This is a genomic window from Chryseobacterium sp. UYP7, from assembly GCF_056279225.1.
This window is the reverse complement of the sequence record NZ_JBWBQW010000001.1, coordinates 143,457-164,348: the sequence shown is the minus strand read 5'-3', so window position 1 is coordinate 164,348 and position 20,892 is coordinate 143,457. Positions and strand designations below refer to the sequence as shown.

Sequence of the window (20,892 nt, the reverse complement as noted above, 5' to 3'; positions counted from 1 at the left end):
TAAAATTCTGCCATAATTTCTTACCACTTCATTTTAAAGTGCCATTTTATCACCTTCTTTTACGTGGCACAAAATTAGTAAAAATTGCTGTATAAAAAAATTTAAAATATGTCAGTACAATTCAAACCATTAGCAGACCGTGTTCTTATTGAACCAAATGCTGCAGAAACAACTACCGCATCCGGAATTATTATTCCAGACACTGCTAAAGAAAAACCACAGGAAGGAACTGTAATTGCAGTTGGACCAGGTAAAGTAGATGAGCCAACTACCGTTAAAGAAGGTGATAAAGTTCTTTATGGTAAATATGCAGGATCCGAATTGAAGTTGGATGGTAAAGATTATTTGATCGTAAAAGAAAGTGATTTATTAGGAGTTATTGGATAATATCCTGCAGAAACTTCGAATTGCGAAATTCTAAAACACAAACAGTTTAATCAGGTACATTGATTTTGTACCTTAATATAAAGAAATTATGGCAAAAGAAATAAAATTCGATATCGAATCAAGAGACGCTTTAAAAAGAGGCGTTGATGCATTAGCAAATGCAGTTAAAGTTACCTTGGGACCAAAAGGTAGAAATGTTGTTATAGAAAAATCTTTCGGTGCGCCACACGTTACCAAAGATGGAGTTTCTGTAGCAAAAGAAATTGAGTTAGAAGACAGAGTAGAAAATATGGGCGCTCAAATGGTGAAAGAAGTTGCGTCCAGAACCAGCGATATCGCAGGAGACGGAACAACTACTGCAACTGTTTTAGCTCAGGCAATCGTTCGCGAAGGTTTGAAAAACGTTGCGGCAGGAGCAAACCCAATGGATTTAAAAAGAGGGATCGACAAAGCGGTTGCTGAAGTTGTAAAAAACTTACAGTCTCAGTCTCAAAAAGTTGGTGATTCTTCAGAAAAAATCAGACAGGTTGCTTCAATCTCGGCAAATAACGATGATACCATAGGAACTTTAATCGCCGAAGCTTTTGGGAAAGTGGGTAAAGAAGGAGTGATCACGGTTGAAGAAGCAAAAGGAACAGACACAACAGTTGATGTTGTGGAAGGAATGCAGTTCGACAGAGGTTACCAATCTCCATATTTTGTAACGAATCCGGAAAAGATGGTTGCAGAATTAGAAAATCCTTATATCCTTTTAGTAGAGAAAAAAATCTCTTCAATGAAAGACTTACTTCCAGTTCTGGAGCCCGTTGCTCAGGCAGGAAAATCTTTATTAATAATCTGTGAAGAAGTTGAAGGTGAAGCTTTAGCAACTTTAGTAGTCAATAAATTGAGAGGTTCTTTAAAAATTGCTGCTGTAAAAGCGCCAGGTTTTGGAGACAGAAGAAAAGCAATGTTAGAAGATATCGCGATCTTAACAGGTGGTACAGTTATTTCTGAGGAAAGAGGTTTCACCATGGAAAACGCTACATTAGAAATGCTTGGAACTGCTGAAAAAGTGGTGATTGACAAAGACAATACAACTTTGGTAAATGGTGGAGGAGACGAAGCTCAAATCAAAGGAAGAGTGAGTCAGATCAAAGCGCAAATGGAAACTACAACGTCTGATTACGACAAAGAAAAACTACAGGAAAGACTTGCAAAATTAGCAGGTGGAGTTGCAGTTCTTTACGTTGGAGCAGCTTCTGAGGTAGAAATGAAAGAGAAAAAAGACAGAGTTGATGATGCACTGCACGCAACCAGAGCCGCAGTAGAAGAAGGAATTGTTCCTGGTGGTGGAGTTGCTTTGGTAAGAAGCATTCCGGCTTTAGATACTTTGAAAGGTGAAAATCAGGATCAGGATACAGGAATCAAGATCGTGAAAAGAGCCATCGAAGAGCCATTAAGACAAATCGTTGCTAATGCAGGTGGCGAAGGTTCTGTGATCGTTGCGAAAGTAGCGGAAGGAACTGGAGATTACGGTTTTAATGCGAAAAACGACACGTTTGTAAACATGTTCGAAGCAGGAATCATTGATCCTACAAAAGTAGTTCGTGTTGCCCTTGAGAATGCAGCTTCAGTTGCAGGAATGTTATTGACTACAGAATGTGTGATCACAGAAGTGAAAAGCGCAGAACCGGCAATGCCAATGGGAGGCGGAATGCCCGGAATGATGTAATATCAAACAAATCGGAGCAATCCTTTTTAAATATAAGATCCGTTCAATTAATTTTGAACGGATTTTTTTGGTTTTTTGAAGCCGTCTCGTCCTTAAGACGAGATGCTCTCCACTCTACCTGCCTGTCGGCAGCCAGGTCTTTTTCTCTTCGTTCCTCGTCAAAAAAGGATGCCGTTGCGATCAGGGCTATCAATTTGGTTTCTATTAAAAAACAATTTAATAAATCTAAAAACGAAATAGGTTTTGAGTTTTTGAAATAGTTCCAAAAAAAATACGTCCCATTCGGAACGCATTTTTTATTATATTCAAAACTTCTAAATCGTAGTCAATCTCAAAGTATTTGTTTTTCCACCTTCATAAGCCGGAGTAGCATTCAGATTAATTACGAAATCACCTTTTTCTACAAAGCCGTGCGTATGCGTTAACATATTTACCTGAATAATCGTTTCATCCGTGGATTTTTCCAGATCATAATGGAACGCGCGAACACCCCAAAGTAAATTCAGCATCGTTAAAACTCTTTTATTAGAGCTGAAAACGATAATGTTTGAATTAGGTCGGTGTGCAGAAATCTGAAAGGCGGTGTAACCGGAATATGTTAAAGTAATAATAGCTTCGACATTAGTCGTTTTCGCAATTCTTACTGCAGCAAGACAAACTCGATTTGTAATGAAACGTTCATCAATACAATTGAATTCATGTTCGATAGGAGAGTTTTTTGACTGATAAAAATGAGTTTGTTCAATGTTTTTTACAATTTTCGACATATTCTTTACCACATCAACTGGATATCGTCCCACCGAGGTTTCTCCGGAAAGCATCACCGCATCAGCACCATCCAGAACGGAGTTCGCAACATCATTAACCTCAGCTCTCGTTGGTGTTAAACTGTTGATCATCGTTTCCATCATCTGGGTGGCGATAATTACTGGTTTGGAATATTTTCTTGCTATCTCTACTAAATTTTTCTGAATGGCAGGAACTTCTTCCATAGGAACTTCAACACCTAAATCTCCACGTGCAACCATTAAACCGTCACATTCTAACAAAATTTCTTCGATATTTTTTACACCTTCAGGTTTTTCAATTTTAGCAATGATCGGTGTTTTCTGTTTGTTCGTTGGATGATTTTTGATGATCTCTTTTAAATCTCTAATATCCTGAGCGTGACGCACAAACGATAAAGCGATCCAGTCCAGCTCCAAATCGAGCATGAAATTAGCATCTTCAACATCCTTTTCCGTTAAAGCGGGAAGTGACACATCGGTATTCGGAAGGTTAACTCCTTTTTTGGAACTTAATGGTCCACCTTGAATCGTTTTCGCACGAACCGTATCTATTTCGTTCGTTTCAATAACTTCTAAAACCAGTTTACCATCGTCTATCAGAATTCTTTCCCCGACTTTTACATCCTGTGGAAATTGCTGATAAGTCATGTAAACTCTCTTGGAATCTCCTTCAATTTTTTCATTGGTGAAAGTTAAAATATCACCTGGATTTAAGTAAGATCCTTCTTTTACAACTCCTACCCGAAGTTTCGGGCCTTGTAAGTCTCCAAGAATTCCAACAGAAAAGCCATATTCCTGGTTCAGCTCGCGAATGGATGCTACATTTCTTTTAACTAAATCGTAATCGGCGTGAGAAAAATTTATTCGAAAAACATCAACTCCCGCCTGGATCAACTGCAAAATAACTTCTTTGTCAGAAGAGGCAGGACCGAGCGTAGCAATGATTTTTGTCTTTTTTAAATATTTATTCATAATATTGAATTATTTGGTAAAGCGCTTCGATAGGGCTTAGGGGAAAACTCTGTATTGGGAACATAAGATTTTCCGGGAGCAAAATTAAGGAAAAATCATCAAATGGCTCCGATGTTTTGAGGAGATAATCCACATCCTGAAAATGATCAAGTAAAAACTTAGTCTCCTGTTCTCCCGAAAATAATTCGACAGCAACCTTTTTCTGAATATTTTGCGTGGATTTATTTGCTATAAACTGAATGCAAACTTTGGAATCGCAGTGGAACCCTTCAAATCTAGGGAAATAATAATCATAGTAAGTCCCATGATAAATTAAATCTGATATTCGGGAAAATTTAAAGGCGTTATGAACATTGAGCTCATAAAAAAGTTCATGATCCGGAAGTTCTTTTGCGAGACGAACTAAACCTAAAATAATTTCTTCATCGTCGTCGTCAATATCAAGCAGGATCCTTTGAGATTTCAATGATACTTTGTTTTTTATTTAAGATGTAAAAAGCCCGTTGCGCCGCTTTTTCTTCTGCTTTCTTTTTGGAAGTTTCTGTAGCGTTGGAGATCTTTTCATCATCAAGCCAAACATAACTTCTAAAAACCAGATTTTTATTCGGCTGCATTTCTTCGCAGGTTTCATACTTAATGCTGACTTTCTTTTTTTGGCTCCATTCTAAAAGCAAGCCTTTGTAGCTCACAATTTTATTTTCGAGCTTATTAATTTCAGAAGGGGTTAAAAGCCTTTCTAAAACTACTTTTTTACAAGTCTCATAATCTACATCAAGATAAAGCGCGCCAACCAGAGATTCGAAAAGGTTTCCGGTAATGTTCTCGCTCAGCATCGTGGTAGATTCTGTCTGCAAAAATTTCGTCAGGCAAAGTTCTGTTCCTAATTTATTTAGGTTTTTTCTGTTGACGATTTTGGATTTCATCTGGGTAAGATATCCTTCATTCGCATCTGGGTAAGTCGCGAAAAGATGACAGGAAATAATAGCTCCCAAAACAGAATCACCTAAAAACTCAAGTCTTTCGTAATTTTTTATCTGTTTGTTTCTGGAAGATGTTTTAAGAGAAAAAGCTTCGCGGTAAAGGTTGATATTATGAACTTGACAACCCGTAATTTTACTTATTTCGGTGGTCAAAAAATAATCCTTTTCCGAGAGGGTTTTTTTTCTGTTGATAAGGAAGTGAGAAAGGTATTTCTTTAACTCCATCCGTATGATCTTAGATTTTGGAGAAAAGTACACAGGCATTGTGTCCACCGAAACCGAAAGTATTGCTCATTCCGATATTTACTTCTTTTTTCACCGCGTGGTTAAAAGTAAAGTTTAAACGGCTGTCAATCTTTTCATCATCTGTAAAATGATTAATTGTAGGCGGCACGATACCGTGAGTAATGGTGTGCAAAACTGCGATAGCTTCAATAACACCGGCAGCACCCAAAAGATGGCCAGTTATTGATTTAGTAGAATTAATTTGAATGTCGAAGGCGTGTTCACCCAGTAATCGGGAGATTGCATTAGATTCAGCGATGTCACCCAATGGAGTAGAAGTACCATGCATGTTGATATGATCTACTTCGTTAGTTGATACACCTGCATCTTCTAAACAATTCTTCATTACGAGATAAGCTCCTAAACCTTCAGGATGTGGTGCGGTCATATGGTAAGCATCTGCGCTCATTCCACCACCTTTTAATTCGGCATAAATAGTGGCACCGCGTTTTTTCGCGTGCTCGTATTCCTCCAAAATAATTGTTCCTGCTCCTTCGCCCAGAACAAATCCATCTCTGTCTTTGTCGAATGGTCGTGAGGCAGTTTTAGGATCGTCGTTTCGGGTAGAAAGTGCCATCATTGCGTTAAATCCGCCGACTCCACTTGCTGTAACTGCTGCTTCGGAACCTCCGCAAACAATAACGTCTGCCTTTCCTAACTGGATCAGCATTTTTCCGTCGATCAGTGCATTTGCAGATGAAGCACATGCTGAAACTGTCGTGTAATTAGGACCGTGAAATCCGTATTCTATCGAAATGTGACCTCCAGTAATATCGGCGATCATTTTCGGAATAAAGAAAGGATTAAAACGGGGAATATCTGTTCCTGCCCATTCTAAAACTTCTTTTTCAAAAGTTGATAAACCTCCAATTCCAGAACCCCAAATAACACCAACTCTGTTTTTATCTACATTGTCTTCGATAATCCGAGAATGTTCTACGGCTTCTCTTGCGGCAACGAGTCCGAACTGAGTGTTTCGGTCCATCTTTTTCGCTTCTTTCTTATCGAAATAGCGCAGCGGATCGAAATCTTTAACTTCGCAGGCAAATTTGGTTTTGAAATTTGTGGCATCAAAAAGAGTAATAGGAGCGGCACCGCTCTCACCTCTCACAAGGCTTTCCCAGTAATCTTTGGCATTATTTCCAACGGGTGTAATAGCGCCGAAACCGGTAACAACTACTCTTTTTAATTCCATAAATTTTTTTCTTGTTGATAGAATATTATTTGTTCACTACTTCTTCAATATAAGCAATAGCGTGTCCTACAGTTGTAATTTTTTCTGCTTGGTCATCTGGAATTTGAATGTTAAATTCTTTTTCAAATTCCATGATTAATTCTACAGTATCCAAAGAATCAGCTCCTAAATCGTTAGTGAAGCTAGCTTCTGGAGTTACTTCTGTTTCCTCAACGTCGAGTTTATCAGCGATAATAGCTTTTACTCTTGATGCAATGTCTGACATAGTAATTTATTTTAGTTAATTGTTAATTGATGCAAATATATAAAATTCTTTATGATTTGCCGTTTTTTTAATGATAATTAAGTGATAAGTGTAAGGCTCTTTTAATGAATTGGAAACAAGACTGTTCCTGAATTCTTTATGCTAATATATGATTTTTTATCTAAAAAATAATTAATGAAATCATAAATTTTTGATAAAAGCTATCATTCCCAAAGCCTATGCCTATTAGTAGATCTCAAAAAAAAAGCAGACCGAAATGAATCGGGCTGCTTTTAAATATTAATAATTTGATTATTATTTTTTAATCACTTTGAATGATTCGTTAACACCTCCATCAAGAATAGTACTGATAATATAAACACCTGGAGCTAATTTGCTCATGTCTACTTTACCGTTAACTATTTTAGTTGATACTGGCATTTTTTGACCTGCGATGTTGTAAACATGTACAGTTTCAATTGTTTTCTTAGAATTGATTGTCAAAATGTCTTTCACAGGATTTGGATAGAAAGAAACATTTTTGTTTCCACTTTCAGATACTGCAGCTGAGGCACATTCTGCATCTATAGACCAAATACTGTCATAGTGTTGACCAGGCGCAGGTGCATAAATAACTTGAGCATAAGTAGCTCCATTATCTGTAGAACCGTAGTTTGAAGCAGTTACCCATCCTTCGGTATATTTATAACCGATCCAATAGATACTTGTTGCTGATGCTGAAGTAGCTTGTAAAGACAACCAATATCTTGTATCTGCAGCAGCATTTACCGGCAATTCATAATTTGCAAGGTCTAATTTAACTGCAAATGTAGGGTAGCCTGCAAAAGTATCAGGTAAAGCAGTAACGCTCACCGGAACAACTCCAGTCCATGTTTTAACAACTGCTCCTGGTGTGTTTGTGCCACTGTCGCTCATAAGTACAATGTCAAACGAAGCGATATCTGCTCCTCCAGTAGTTGCTAAAGGTACCATGCTGGCAGTAATTGACTGCATTTTGTATTGAGCACTTTCCATTGGAACGAAGAAATCGTTTGCAAGAGCGAAATTTAAACTTTTCGTAATGTTACTTGCCAAATCTGCAACACCAGTGTAATTTTGATCGCAGCCATAATCTGGTTCTGTTGGAACAGTTCCACATTTAACTAATCTAGAATGGGTAGTTGTACTGGTACCGCTTCCACAAGCGCTGTCTGTATGAGCATAGAATCTAACATTACCGGATAAGGTAGAAGTCCAGGTAAGACTTCCTGTTCCCGAACCTAAAACGGTAGTTCCTGTAGCATCTGCAATCGTAATAAAATACGCAGCATTTGAAAGGGAGAATGTATATGAAGTACCCATTGTTACTGTAACAACAGAGTATTCGCCTGCCCAACCAGCAGTAGTAATTGCCGTTGCAGAACCATTACAAGCTGGAACAAATGCAGCCGCAGGATATTGTCCGTTTGGTGCAGTTAAACATCCTGTTGGCGCGGCAGCACCGACTGCTATAGTGTAGTCTTCAGTTTCACCATAACCTTGAGCTTCATCACAAGCCATATCTCCAGTTGCAGTGGTGTCACCTACGGCAGCAACTCTAACGCGCATCTTGTAATTTCCATTTGCAGTTCCTGCAGGAATTGCTAAATTTCCTGAAATCACAGTTCCAGCGGTAAATTTATTACCTAAAAAGGTAAATTCCGAAGTTTCGAAAAGATCATTATTGTTATAGTCAACCCAAACAGATACTGCTTCGTAAGCCCAAGATCCATTAAAAACGGTTACCGCAATTGGATAACTCATGCCTGCAAGAATCGGCGTGCTCGTCGTCATTGCCGTAAAATCGCCATAACCATTTGTGCTACAGGTTGTAGTGTTGTTGATTCCGGCAAAATTTACATTCGTTATTAAATCTCCATCTGTACAGTCCAGTACTGGCATACAATAAGCTGCCGGAGCGTAAGAAAGATTTTGCGCAGAGCCTGGCGCAATTACAGGTTTTTGTGTTAAAGGTTTTGTTGAAACTTTTGATTGAGCATTTTGCCCAAAAGATGCCAACGGAAGTAGCGCCAACATCAACAGAGATAATTTTGTTCTCATAAGGAATAAATTTTAGTTAAACAATATTTATATTGGCACTAAATTATAAAAAATAATCAACAAAAAACAATTTTCATTAAATTATTTGTCATGAAATTCAAAATTCATTGCTTATTGTTGAATTTCAATCTCGTCCTATTAACCCAGAAATCCCTTCAATAAGGAGTTAGATGAATTTTTCAATTACTTCTTTTAAAGAAAATTATGTATCGAAAAATTTTAATTTCATTAAGAATTACTACTGCATAAACCATTCATTAACAAGCGACGCAGCTAGTCTGGCCGTCTGCTCAGAAGGATCATATTGAGGATTTACTTCTGCTACATCCAACGCGATAAGTTTATCAGACTGTAATAGATGCTTGTACAAATGCATAAAAGAAGCATCAGCAAAAATTCCATTAAAAGCAGGGGCAGAAACGCCGGGTGCGATTGAAGCATTAAAAACATCCATGCAGATTGTAATATATAAGACATCAACCTCAGCTAAAAAATTATCCAGTTTTTCATATAGGGTAGGAAGATTCTCAAAAAAGATCTCTTCAGCTAAAATATATTTCATACCGAATTGATGCGCAGTATCGAAAAGTTTTAGAGTATTAGAATTTCTTTGAATACCAATATGAAAAGAGTGAACCTTATCTAAATTAGCAATTTGCCAGAATCCGGTTCCGGAGGTTGGCCCAATTTGCGGTTCTACAGCACGATTGTCGAAATGGGCATCAAAATTAATAATACCAACTTTTTTATTAGGAAAGGCTTTTTTGATTCCGGAATAATGCGCAAACATTACTTCATGTCCGCCACCAAAAACGATTGATTTGCCGCCTTTATTCAAAATTGCCTGAACTTTTTCGGCAAGTTCGTTTTGAGATTTTTCTAAATTTCGATCCTGACATTCAATATTTCCGAAATCTTTCAACGCAAATTTTAAATCAGTAACCGGAAAGTTAGCGATATTCTTTCGAATAACATCCGGCGCAACTTTCGCGCCAACCATTCCCTTATTTCTTCCTACGCCTTCATCTACGGCAAAACCATGAAGCACAAAATCATTTTCTGTGATCTGTTCGTAATCATTTTCCAAAGAAACCCTTTGAAAAATTCTGTGGTAAAGTGGTTCATCACCATCGAAGCGTCCTGTCCAGTTCATTTTTTATTTGCAGTATCAATTAATATTTACGTTTTCTACCTTCATATTTGAGGCAAACGCCATTGCAGCATCTTTAACCCAGGCATGTTCCCGTTGCGCTTTTCTTTTTGTTTCCAGCCGTTTTTTGTTGCACGGACCGTTTCCTTTTAAAACCTCCATAAATTCATCCCAGGGTAATTCACCGAAATCATAATGTTGCGTTTCTTCGTTCCATCTTAAATTTTCATCCGGAACTTTCAAACCTAAAAATTCTGCCTGAGACACCGTAACATCTACAAATCGCTGACGTAAATCATCATTGCTTTCCCGTTTCACTCTATAATTCATCGATTTTTGAGAATTTGGAGAAGATTCATCATTCGGTCCAAACATCATTAAAGCTGGCCACCAAAAACGGTTTAAAGCTTCCTGTGCAAGATCTTTCTGTTCTTTTGTTCCGCGACAAAGCGTCATTAAAATTTCATAACCCTGTCTCTGGTGAAAAGACTCTTCTTTACAAATTCTTACCATTGCGCGGGAATAAGGTCCGTAAGAATTTCCCATCAACATTACCTGATTCATAATCGCAGCACCATCAACGAGCCAGCCGATCGCACCAATATCTGCCCAGGATAGCGCAGGGTAATTGAATATACTGGAGTATTTCGCTTTTCCGGAAAGCATATCGTTATATGTAGAATCTCTGTCTGCAGCGATTTCTCCGTTATTTAAAGTTTCTGTGGCTGCATATAGATAAAGACCGTGACCAGCCTCATCCTGAATTTTCGCAAGCAATGCCATTTTTCTCCTCAAAGTAGGAGCACGGGAAATCCAGTTGGCTTCCGGCAGCATTCCTACAATTTCGGAATGACCATGTTGAGAAATTTGGCGAACCAATAATTTTCTGTAATCATCGGGCATTACGTCCTTTGGTTCTACTTTATTTTCTGCCTGAACGTATTCTAAAAATTTTTCTTGATTCATGATAGTTGCATTAAAAAATTAATTGGAGATCATCGCTTAATCCGTAATAATAGCAATTTCTTCCGGTATGTAAATTCCAATTCGGCCCTCCGAAAATTCCCCGACGACAAAAGTGATCGTTTTCTCCGGACTTTTTATTTCGTATTGATTAAATAAATAAGGATTGCCACTCAGCGGACCAATAACTTCTATTTTTCTGTCTGAACAGTACCAATAATAATTCCAAATATTTAATCCGTCTATTTTAAATTCCTTATCAACTTCGATAAGGGCAATAAATCTCCAGTTTGCCATGACTTAATTTTTTTGATAGTTATTTAGACATCGTAGTTCAGCATCACAATATTCGTGGTTGGATGACACTGACATGTTAATACAAAACCTCGCGCAACCTCATCGTCTGTTAGGGCGAAATTTTTCTCCATAAATACTTCTCCGTCCATGACTTGGGCTTTGCAGGTGCAGCAAACGCCGCCTTTACACGCAAATGGAACCGGAAGTTTCTCATTTAAAGCTTGATCTAAAATACTGTTTTTCTTTGAATTAAGGTGAAAAGAATATTCGTCGTCATCAATAATCACAGTAATCATACTTTCTAAATTCGGAATCGCCTTAAACTCATCGCTCATTTCTGAATTCTGATCATCGTCTGGTGCGGCGTAATATTCATACATGATCTGCAAGGACGGAACCTTCTTTTCTTTTTTAAGATAATCAGATATTCCTTTGATCATATCTGAAGGTCCGCAAATGAAATATGTTGATTCTTGTACGGGTATTTCTGGAAATCTTTCGAATATGAGATCCAGTTTTTCTGCGGAAATCCGTCCTTCGAAAAGCTCATCTTCAAAATGTTTCTCTCTGGAAAGTAAATAGATCACTTTTAATCTTCCTTCGAATTTTTGAACGAGCGCATCAATCTCTTCCTTGAAAATAATTTCGTTCAAACTTTTATTGCTGAAAAGTAAATAAGCAGTACTTTTTGGCTCCTGATAAAGAGCTTCTTTAAGATTCGATAACACGGGCGAAATTCCGCTACCTGCTGCCAAACCTACGTACGTTTTCTGGTTAGAGACATGATAATGCGTATAGAAATGACCTGCGGGCGCCATCACTTCGACAATGTCACCTAACTGTAATTCTTTGTTTAAATAGGTAGAAACTTTTCCGTCCTCTAAATGTTTTACAAGTATTTCGAGATTTGAATTTCCTTCGCTTGGAGAATTGATGATAGAATAGCTCCGACGCAAATCTTCGTCCCCAAAAAGAAACCTTACGTTCAAATATTGGCCTTGTTTATAAGAAAACTCATGTTTTAAATGTTCTGGTATTTCAAAAGAAATGTGCACGCAGTCGTTGGTTTCCTGCGCTACCTTTATTGTTTTTAAAGAGTGAAAATGATTCATATAATATAAAGTCTGTGAATCCCAAATATACTGAAATTCAGAAAAACATTTCTATCAATTATTCGCAGTGATGAATCTTTAACTAAAATGCTATGCTTTAGTAAGAAAAAAAGCCAGTAAATAGCACGGTTTCTAAATTAGATTCCCAAAATTTGGATATTTCGGAAATTTCGTCAGAATAACATTTATTATAATTAGATAATTCGGAAATTTTGTCCTAATTTTATCTGAAATATACGATAGAACGCTTTTTGTGCTAAAGATTTAAGAATTAAATGATTGATATGCATTAAGAAATTAAACCTGAAAATTTGGTTTCTTAATGTTTTTTAAAGAAATTTCAACGCTTAAAAACATAATTATGAACTTAAACCAATATACCGTAAAATCTCAGGAAGCCATTCAAAAAGCACAACAGATTGCGATGGAGTTTGGCAACCAAAGTATTGAACCTCAGCATTTGCTGGAGGGAATTTTTCAGATCGATGAAAATATTTCTGAATTTTTATTGAAGAAATCAGAAGCTGAATTAACCTTAGTTCGAGAACGAAACCGCAGCAATCTTGAAAACTTGCCAAAAGTAGAAGGTGGGAATGTTTATCTCTCTCAATCTGCAAACAAAGTTTTACTGGATGCGCCCAATATCGCAAAAAAAATGGGCGATGAATTTGTGACCATCGAACATTTATGGCTTTCCTTATTAGATGTAAATTCAGATGTTTCTAAGATGCTCAAAGATATGGGCTTAACGAAAAAAGGTCTGGAAACTGCTATTAACGAATTGCGAAAAGGCTCCAAGGCAACTTCCGCAAGTTCCGAAGAAACCTATCAAAGCTTAAATAAATACGCCAAAAATTTCAACGTTCTCGCAGCGGAAGGAAAACTCGATCCTGTAATTGGTCGTGATGAAGAAATTCGGCGGGTTTTACAGATTTTATCCAGAAGAACAAAAAACAATCCCATTTTGATCGGAGAACCGGGTGTTGGTAAAACAGCCATTGCCGAAGGGATTGCGCACCGGATCATTTCCGGCGATATTCCGGAAAATTTGCAGGATAAGACCTTGTATTCTTTAGATATGGGAGCCTTAATTGCAGGTGCAAAATATAAAGGAGAATTCGAAGAAAGGTTGAAGTCTGTTATTAATGAAGTCACAAAATCCGACGGCCAGATTATTCTTTTTATCGATGAAATTCACACCTTAGTTGGTGCTGGAGGTGGCGACGGCGCGATGGATGCTGCCAATATTTTAAAACCGGCTTTAGCGCGTGGAGAATTGAGAGCAATTGGTGCTACCACTTTAAATGAATATCAGAAATATTTTGAAAAAGATAAAGCCTTAGAAAGACGTTTCCAAAAAGTAATGGTTCTGGAACCAGATACAGAATCGGCAATTTCGATCTTGCGTGGAATTAAAGATAAATATGAAGCTCACCACAAAGTTCGGATCAAAGATGAAGCTATTATTGCTGCGGTAGAGCAGTCTCAAAGATATATTTCGGACCGTTTTTTACCGGATAAAGCCATTGATCTGATTGATGAGGCTTCGGCTAAATTAAGAATGGAGATCAATTCAAAACCCGAAGAGCTTGATGTTTTGGATCGTAAACTCATGCAGATGGAAATTGAACTTGCTGCGATTTCAAGAGAAGGGAACGACATTAAAGTCGGTCATTTAAAGGAAGATATCTCAAAAGTTTCGGAAGAGCGCAACGAGATCAATGCAAAATGGCTGAAAGAAAAACAGAAATCAGAAGATCTCACCGCCATTAAAAAAGATATTGAAGCTTTAAAATTAGAAGCGGAACGCGCCTCCAGAATCGGGGATTATGCGAAAGTTGCCGAAATTCAGTATGGCAAGATCAAAGAGAAAGAAGCTGATTTGCAGAAACTCGAACTCGAAATGCAAAATCATCAGAACGAATTGATCAAAGAGGAAGTAACCGCCGAAAATATATCGGAAGTAATTTCAAAATGGACGGGAATTCCGGTGACCAGATTGATTCAGTCGGAGAGAGAAAAATTATTGCATCTTGAGGATGAACTTCATAAAAGAGTTGTTGGACAAGAAGAAGCGATTGAATCCGTTGCAGACGCGATCCGAAGAAATCGTGCGGGATTAAGTGATGAGAAAAAACCCATCGGCAGTTTTCTTTTCCTCGGAACAACCGGAGTCGGTAAGACAGAATTGGCAAAAGCGCTCGCAGAATATCTTTTCGATGACGAAAATAATATGACGCGAATCGACATGAGCGAATATCAGGAACGTCATTCAGTTTCCCGTTTGGTTGGTGCGCCTCCGGGATACGTTGGTTACGACGAAGGTGGTCAGTTAACAGAAGCTGTTCGAAGAAGACCTTATTCCGTGGTACTTTTAGATGAGATTGAAAAAGCCCATCCTGATGTTTTCAACACGTTACTGCAGGTTTTAGATGATGGTCGTTTAACGGACAATAAAGGTCGGGTGGTGAATTTTAAAAATTCAATTATCATCATGACTTCTAATCTGGGATCGCATTTGATACAGGAAAATTTCGCAACACTCACCGATGATAATGTTGATGCTGTTCTTGATAAAACGAAAGAGGAAGTTTTTGCACTGCTGAAACAGACTTTAAGACCCGAGTTTTTAAACAGGATCGATGAGATCGTATTGTTTCAGCCCTTAAACAAAAAGGAAATTGGCAAGATCGTGCATTATCAGTTGCGTGGTTTTAATCAGATGTTAGAGAAACGTGGGATTATAATGACGGCTACAGAAGATGCAATTCATTATATCACGAATAAAGGATACGATCCAAGCTTCGGTGCAAGACCACTGAAAAGAGTATTGCAACAGGAAGTTTTAAATAAATTATCAAAAGAAATTTTAGCAGGAAATGTGAACGATGGCGATCGAATTACACTCGATTACTTTGAAGAAAGCGGTTTGGTTTTTCGGAAAACAGAGTAAGTTGTTTTGGGAATTAGAATTTTTTAAATTAAAATGAGTTAAAAAACGTTCAGATGTTAAACCATTTGCGATTACCACTAATATTTATTAGCCTGATTTACAATCCTAATGAATCATATAGACAAAATAAGGCGTAATAAATTTTGTCAGTTCACAAAATATATATTTCTTTGCTATATTCTAAACGCTGTTAAAAGCTAAGGAATAAATTTTTTTTCATCATTTGTGTTTTAGAATCCATCAGTCATGATGGATTCTTTTTTTTGTGATGATCATTCGTAAAGTGTATGAAACATAAATTTGTCGCAGGTTTCTTCCTAAAGACATTTCAATTTTCCCATTTAATTGCCTAGAAAAAGAAAATAAGATCATTTTGATGAGCGATTTGTAGAACTCCTTTTTCTCAAGATAGTCTGCAATTCAATTAGTTTCACTACTTTTGCACCTCGAAAATTCACATAATAATAAGCATTCATCACTATGATTTCGGTTCAAAGTTTAGGTCTTCATCATTCAGGAAATTATCTTTTTCAAAACGTCAATTTTACCATCAAAAAAGATGATAAGATCGGTTTGGTAGGGAAAAATGGAGCAGGTAAATCTACGCTTCTGAAGATGTTGACGGGCGAAATCAATTTCTATGAAGGCAGCATTGTTCAGGAAGGAACCGTGACGATCGGTTTTTTAAAACAGGATCTTGATTTTGTTAAAGGAAGAACAGTTTGGGACGAAACCATGCAGGCGTTTGAACAGATCAATGCAATGAAAAACGAATTAGATGAGGTGAATCATCAACTCGTTACCAGAACCGATTATGAAAGTGAAGCTTATGAAAACATCATTCACAGAATGACCGAACTGAATGATCTTTTGATGCATTACGACGCCTATAATTTGGAAGGTGATGTGGAGAAAGTATTATTAGGATTAGGTTTCAAAGCAGATGATTTCCAAAAGATAACCGATGAGTTCTCTGGCGGTTGGCGAATGAGAATCGAACTGGCAAAATTGCTTTTACAGAAAAATGATCTTATGCTTCTGGATGAGCCGACCAATCACCTGGATATGGAATCGATCATTTGGTTAGAAGAATTCTTAAAAGATTATCCCGGATCGATCGTCCTGGTTAGTCACGATAAGCAATTCATGACTTCAGTTTGTAACCGAACTTTCGACATTAATAACAAAAAAGTTGACGATTACAAAGCCAACTACACCAAATATCTCGAACTCAGTAAAGAGCGAAAAGAGAAACAAACGCAGGCAAAGAAAAATCAGGATGTGGAGATTAAGCAGATGGAAGATAACATCAATCGTTTCCGTGCTTCTGCGACCAAATCTTCTTTCGCGCAATCTTTGATTAAGAAGCTGGATAAAATGGAAAGAATTGAAGTTGATACTGATGACGTTTCCAAATTTAATATTAGGTTTCAACCCGCAGTTACTCCTGGGAAAGTAGTCTTTGAAGCGAAGAATCTCGGAAAAGCATATGGTAATAAACAAGTTTTTGATGAGGTTGATTTCTTCATCGAACGTGGACAACGAATCGCTTTATTAGGACAAAATGGTCAGGGTAAAACCACGATCGCAAAAATTCTTTCCGGAGAAATTACCGATTATTCTGGTGAATGGAATCTTGGACACAACGTAAACATTGGCTATTTTGCCCAAAACCAGGAAGAAGTCTTGACCCCAAATAAAACTGTTTTAGAGGAAGCCGAAGATTCTGCGACTGAAGAAACGCGTCCTCGTGTTCGTGATCTGTTGGGAAGTTTTCTCTTTCAAGGTGATGATGTGACCAAGAAAACAAAAGTCCTTTCCGGAGGGGAGCGTAACCGTTTAGCTTTGTGTAAATTATTGCTTCGTCCATTCAATACTTTGATTATGGATGAGCCGACAAATCACCTCGACATTCAATCGAAAGAGATCATTAAGTTAGCGCTACAGAAATTTGAAGGAACGCTGATTGTAATTTCTCACGACCGGGAGTTTTTACAGGGATTAAGCGATAAGATTTTCGAGTTTCGTGATGGAAGAATGAAAGAATTTTTGGGTGATGTTAATGATTATCTGGAGTTCCGTCAGAAAGAAAGCATCCGCGAAGTTTCTGCTGAAAAGTCGAAACTACAGGAAATGCGAAACGAACCTGTTGTTGCAAAAGTTGTTGAAAAGCCTGTGGAAAAAGCGCCGGTTATCGTTACCAAAGATCAAAAGAACATTCAAAATAAAATTAAGAAAGTAGAAGAGAAAATTTCTGAACTCGAATTGAAGATTGAAGAAATGGAAGCGACTTTCACTTCAGAAAATCCTTCTGAGGAAACTTTGGAATTGTACAATGCGAAGAAAGCAGATCTTGATCTGGCTTTGCAGGAATGGGAATTTTTGGGAACGCAGTTGGAAGATTAAAAAAAGCAGCTGAATATTATTAGAGAGGAAAAAAAATAAATTTCTTAAATGTTAATTACTTCTGAATTGAATTGAAATTTTTTTTCGCTACAAAACACTTTAATTTTATCTTTGAAATTATTTATTAATCGATCTTCATTTCCAAGGGTAAATCCGAAAATCCCTTCTCCACCGCCACCAGAAATTATTTCGATTGTGCATTTACCAATTTCAAATTTAATGATGAAGACAATCATTACATCAGAATTGGTTGCGAAACTATAGTGTTGTCCGAAAAAAAGCCGTAAATCTTCTTCTTTTTTTTCAATCTTGGGACCTGATATTTCTCGTAAAAAATGCAAGATTTCATCTTTAATTAATTCATTTCCAGAAATATTGATTTTAAGATTTTTCATAAAGTAGTCAACAATAAAGACGGATTAGTCTGCCATACTGATGATATGAATAGGTAAAATGTAATTGGCAGATGCTGTTTTTCCACCAATTTTCGACAAATTACCTTCAAAGAATTTTGTTGGAATATTTTTAATGATTGCAATTACTTTTTTTTCCATACTATTTAGTTGAGCATTTGGTTCCGAAATATTTTTCATATTTATTTTCATTACGGCTATTTCATAATTTGCATTTACAGTAAAATTAATTTGATATTTTATGCTGACCTCTTCACCTTGGAAAATATCTTGAACTCTTTTGGCAACCCAATTTTGCAAATCTTTGCTTAAAGGTTTTGTTAGTTCGTTACAAGCTTTATCGGGAAAAATAACAATTCCTTTCGTGCTTACGCATTTCGATGACAAGTGTAAACAATAAAATTTTCGTTTTGTTGCTCATTTTTTTTTTTTTAATTTTTTCTAAATAGAATATGGTAAATCTATTAAATTAGTTTTATTTAAAAATTTCGAAAATTATTTGGTTTAATAAATAATGAGAAATTAAAATCTCCTGAAATTACTCGGTGAAAAATAATATCTCGCTGTTTTTGTTTCCTCGTTATTTACATCAAGTTCATACCAAGGCGAAATTTTCGGGTTGAAAGGATTTTTCAAAACATGAATCGATTGAGCCGGCGTAAAACCCTACGCAAGTAAAAATAATTTTTCTCCTTTTTTATTTTCCGAGACTCCTGCGATAAAAACAACGTGTCCCGGACTTCCGGCATTGATCAAAATATCGCCTGTTTTTAGATCACTTGTTTTCAGGATCGATTGAGTTTCTTTATTCAAAGAAATTGTTCCCGCATAATTATAGATCAACTCTAAATATTTTCTGAAGTTTTCATAGGAATCATCGAAAGATGCAGTTTTTCTGAATTTCACAGAATTCCCATTGACAAAAGCACGTGTTCCATTTTGGAAATCATTCCAGGTCAGAAGATCGCCGCTTGTAAAATGAAATTTAATTTCATCGAACATTTTGTTTTTGAATAAATATTCCGCCCGAAGCCGGATAACCGCATCGGCACATTGTTGCAGATCCTTCGTTCCGGTGTCAATATCAAAAATAGCCTCGTGCAGATCTTGGGTTGCGATTTCAGTTCCATCGTATTTCAAAATGGGCGATCCGTACTTTTTTAGCGGAAAGCTTTCCAGGTACTCACCAAATGAGTTTGGCTTTTCACTTACATATTCGAAATCTTCGGGTGCAGGAAACCGTTCTTTTATTGTGTTTTTGTCTTCATTAATTTTAATGGAAGGATTTATTTCAATATTTATCGTTTTATCTTCTTTCAAAATAGAAGGTTTCAGGTTTTTCGATTTTCCGCAGTTCAAGAACAGAACAAAAATCCCCAGAATACAAAGTTGTTTCATATTTTAAAGATAACTATTTTTATAAACATCCAGCATCCAGCATCCAGCATCCAGCATCCAGCATCCAACATCCAACATCCAGCATCCAACATCCAACATCCAACATCCAACATCCAACATCCAACAACCCTCGCCTAACATCCGACCGAATTTCCTATCTTTGAACTTTAACCTAATTTCTATGAATCACAGTCCGGTTGAAGGTTTTTCTAAACTTTCTAAACAAAGAAAAATAGATTGGCTCATTAAAGAATATCTGAATGAAGACCGCAGTTATGAACAGATTCTTCAGCAATATTGGAATGGCGATCACGCACTGCAAAAACTCCACGAAGAATTTTCAGAAAACACGATCTCCAACTTTTACATGCCTTATGGAATTGCACCCAATTTTCTGATCGATGGAAAGTTGCTCGCTTTACCAATGGCGGTCGAAGAAAGTTCGGTAGTTGCAGCAGCTTCAAAAGCTGCGAAATTCTGGATCGATAAGGGCGGTTTTAAAACGACCATCATCAACACAAAAAAATTAGGTCACACTCATTTTATTATGGATGTGGAGGCGCATAAGTTGCAGCATTTTTTCAATTTTAAACTAAAGAAAAGATTATTTGAAGCCACCGAAGCCATTACCAAAAACATGCGGAATCGCGGCGGCGGAATTTTAAACATCCGACTCGTTGATAAAACTGCAGATCTGGAAAATTATTTTCAGCTCAAAGCGAGTTTTGATACGGTTGATTCTATGGGTGCGAACTTTATCAATTCCTGCCTAGAGATTTTCGGTAAAACATTGAAAGAAGAAGTTCAAAAGGACGAAAGCTTTACGCAGGAAGAAAAAGATTCTTTACAAATCGTGATGAACATTCTTTCCAACTTCACACCCGATTGTATTGTAAGAGCGGAGGTTTCCTGTAAAATCGAAGATCTTAAAGACGACAGCGGAATTTCAAACGAAGAATTTGCAACGAAATTTAAACGTGCAGTAACTATCGCAGAAATTGAACCTTTCCGCGCTACAACTCACAACAAAGGAATTATGAACGGTGTCGATGCGGTGGTGATCGCCACCGGAAATGATTTTCGTGCAACCGCAGCTTGTGCTCATGCATACGCCGCGAAAGATGGTAAATATTCCAGTCTAACGCATTGTACGATCGACAATGGAATTTTTCGGTTTTGGATCGATCTGCCTATTTCTGTTGGAGTTGTCGGTGGTTTAACAAATCTTCATCCGTTGGTTAAATTTTCTTTAGCGCTTTTAGGAAAACCTTCTGCACAGGAACTCATGAGTATTCTGGCAGTTTCCGGATTGGCGCAAAATTTTGGCGCACTGCGTTCTTTGGTGACGACTGGCATTCAGAAAGGTCATATGAAAATGCACCTCTTCAATATTTTAAATCAGCTTGGCGCGACAGAAGAAGAAAAAAATCATTTCGTGACTTATTTTAAAGACAAAACCGTTACGCATCATGAAGTGATTAGTGAGTTTAATTTAATGAGAAATAAATAAATTATATTTGTAATAAATGATCCCA

Annotated in this window: 18 protein-coding genes and 1 pseudogene; 5 read left to right on the top strand and 14 right to left on the bottom strand. The window is 37.1% G+C overall.

Features of this window, described 5'->3' with window-relative positions; genetic code table 11:
• The first annotated feature begins 108 nt into the window (after nt 1-108).
• Complete coding sequence (locus ACZ9HT_RS00790; protein WP_476038526.1) at nt 109-387, top strand: co-chaperone GroES; 279 nt, start codon at nt 109-111, stop codon at nt 385-387.
• An 88-nt stretch (nt 388-475) separates the two neighbouring features.
• Entirely contained in the window at nt 476-2,101 is a 1,626-nt protein-coding gene (gene groL / locus ACZ9HT_RS00785) for a chaperonin GroEL (RefSeq protein WP_476038525.1), read from the top strand.
• 314 nt (nt 2,102-2,415) lie between these two features.
• Here groL and pyk read toward each other — a convergent pair whose 3' ends face one another.
• From pyk to ACZ9HT_RS00735, 10 genes are all read right to left on the bottom strand, one after another.
• Entirely contained in the window at nt 2,416-3,861 is a 1,446-nt protein-coding gene (pyk, locus tag ACZ9HT_RS00780; protein WP_476038524.1) for a pyruvate kinase, read from the bottom strand.
• Entirely contained in the window at nt 3,854-4,327 is a 474-nt protein-coding gene (locus ACZ9HT_RS00775; protein WP_476038523.1) for an IPExxxVDY family protein, read from the bottom strand. Before ACZ9HT_RS00775 ends, pyk begins: the two co-directional genes overlap by 8 nt.
• A complete protein-coding gene (gene rnc / locus ACZ9HT_RS00770; RefSeq protein ID WP_476038522.1) occupies nt 4,302-5,066 on the bottom strand; it encodes a ribonuclease III in 765 nt (254 codons plus the stop codon). The genes ACZ9HT_RS00775 and rnc overlap by 26 nt, the downstream gene beginning before the upstream one ends.
• A gap of 10 nt (nt 5,067-5,076) precedes the next feature.
• Nucleotides 5,077-6,321: a beta-ketoacyl-ACP synthase II gene (fabF, locus tag ACZ9HT_RS00765; RefSeq protein ID WP_476038521.1), complete on the bottom strand. Its 1,245-nt coding sequence runs from the start codon at nt 6,319-6,321 to the stop codon at nt 5,077-5,079.
• A gap of 25 nt (nt 6,322-6,346) precedes the next feature.
• Nucleotides 6,347-6,586 (bottom strand): acyl carrier protein, encoded by a 240-nt coding sequence (locus tag ACZ9HT_RS00760; protein WP_002976354.1) that lies wholly within the window; start codon nt 6,584-6,586, stop codon nt 6,347-6,349.
• Between the two features lie 294 nt (nt 6,587-6,880).
• Nucleotides 6,881-8,665 (bottom strand): GEVED domain-containing protein, encoded by a 1,785-nt coding sequence (locus ACZ9HT_RS00755; RefSeq protein WP_476038520.1) that lies wholly within the window; start codon nt 8,663-8,665, stop codon nt 6,881-6,883.
• Between the two features lie 238 nt (nt 8,666-8,903).
• On the bottom strand, nt 8,904-9,818 hold the full coding sequence (hutG, locus tag ACZ9HT_RS00750) for a formimidoylglutamase (protein ID WP_476038519.1): 915 nt from the start codon (nt 9,816-9,818) through the stop codon (nt 8,904-8,906).
• A gap of 15 nt (nt 9,819-9,833) precedes the next feature.
• On the bottom strand, nt 9,834-10,781 hold the full coding sequence (gene paaA / locus ACZ9HT_RS00745) for a 1,2-phenylacetyl-CoA epoxidase subunit PaaA (protein ID WP_476038518.1): 948 nt from the start codon (nt 10,779-10,781) through the stop codon (nt 9,834-9,836).
• 36 nt (nt 10,782-10,817) lie between these two features.
• The gene (locus ACZ9HT_RS00740; protein WP_476038517.1) at nt 10,818-11,075 is read right to left on the bottom strand and encodes a hypothetical protein; all 258 of its coding nucleotides are present in this window, start codon (nt 11,073-11,075) and stop codon (nt 10,818-10,820) included.
• 23 nt (nt 11,076-11,098) lie between these two features.
• Complete coding sequence (locus ACZ9HT_RS00735; RefSeq protein ID WP_476038516.1) at nt 11,099-12,187, bottom strand: FAD-binding oxidoreductase; 1,089 nt, start codon at nt 12,185-12,187, stop codon at nt 11,099-11,101.
• Between the two features lie 361 nt (nt 12,188-12,548).
• Between ACZ9HT_RS00735 and clpB the strand changes: the two genes are divergently transcribed.
• Together clpB and ACZ9HT_RS00725 are read left to right on the top strand one after the other, a co-directional pair.
• The gene (gene clpB / locus ACZ9HT_RS00730; protein ID WP_476038515.1) at nt 12,549-15,140 is read left to right on the top strand and encodes an ATP-dependent chaperone ClpB; all 2,592 of its coding nucleotides are present in this window, start codon (nt 12,549-12,551) and stop codon (nt 15,138-15,140) included.
• A 480-nt stretch (nt 15,141-15,620) separates the two neighbouring features.
• Nucleotides 15,621-17,546 carry an ABC-F family ATP-binding cassette domain-containing protein gene (locus tag ACZ9HT_RS00725; protein ID WP_476038514.1) on the top strand — a complete coding sequence of 642 codons (1,926 nt, stop codon included), beginning with the start codon at nt 15,621-15,623 and terminating at the stop codon, nt 17,544-17,546.
• A gap of 44 nt (nt 17,547-17,590) precedes the next feature.
• On the opposite strand, the gene ACZ9HT_RS00720 is transcribed toward ACZ9HT_RS00725, so the two are convergent.
• From ACZ9HT_RS00720 to ACZ9HT_RS00705, 4 genes and pseudogenes are all read right to left on the bottom strand, one after another.
• On the bottom strand, nt 17,591-17,941 hold the full coding sequence (locus ACZ9HT_RS00720) for a hypothetical protein (RefSeq protein WP_476038513.1): 351 nt from the start codon (nt 17,939-17,941) through the stop codon (nt 17,591-17,593).
• Between the two features lie 24 nt (nt 17,942-17,965).
• Nucleotides 17,966-18,346 (bottom strand): hypothetical protein, encoded by a 381-nt coding sequence (locus tag ACZ9HT_RS00715; protein WP_476038512.1) that lies wholly within the window; start codon nt 18,344-18,346, stop codon nt 17,966-17,968.
• 135 nt (nt 18,347-18,481) lie between these two features.
• Nucleotides 18,482-19,357: pseudogene (locus ACZ9HT_RS00710) on the bottom strand (DUF4846 domain-containing protein).
• 3 nt (nt 19,358-19,360) lie between these two features.
• Complete coding sequence (locus tag ACZ9HT_RS00705; protein ID WP_476038511.1) at nt 19,361-19,498, bottom strand: hypothetical protein; 138 nt, start codon at nt 19,496-19,498, stop codon at nt 19,361-19,363.
• 40 nt (nt 19,499-19,538) lie between these two features.
• On the opposite strand from ACZ9HT_RS00705, the gene ACZ9HT_RS00700 reads away from it, so the two are divergent.
• Nucleotides 19,539-20,867, top strand: a complete 1,329-nt coding sequence (locus ACZ9HT_RS00700; protein ID WP_476039191.1) for a hydroxymethylglutaryl-CoA reductase, degradative — start codon at nt 19,539-19,541, stop codon at nt 20,865-20,867.
• The last annotated feature ends 25 nt before the right edge of the window (nt 20,868-20,892 follow it).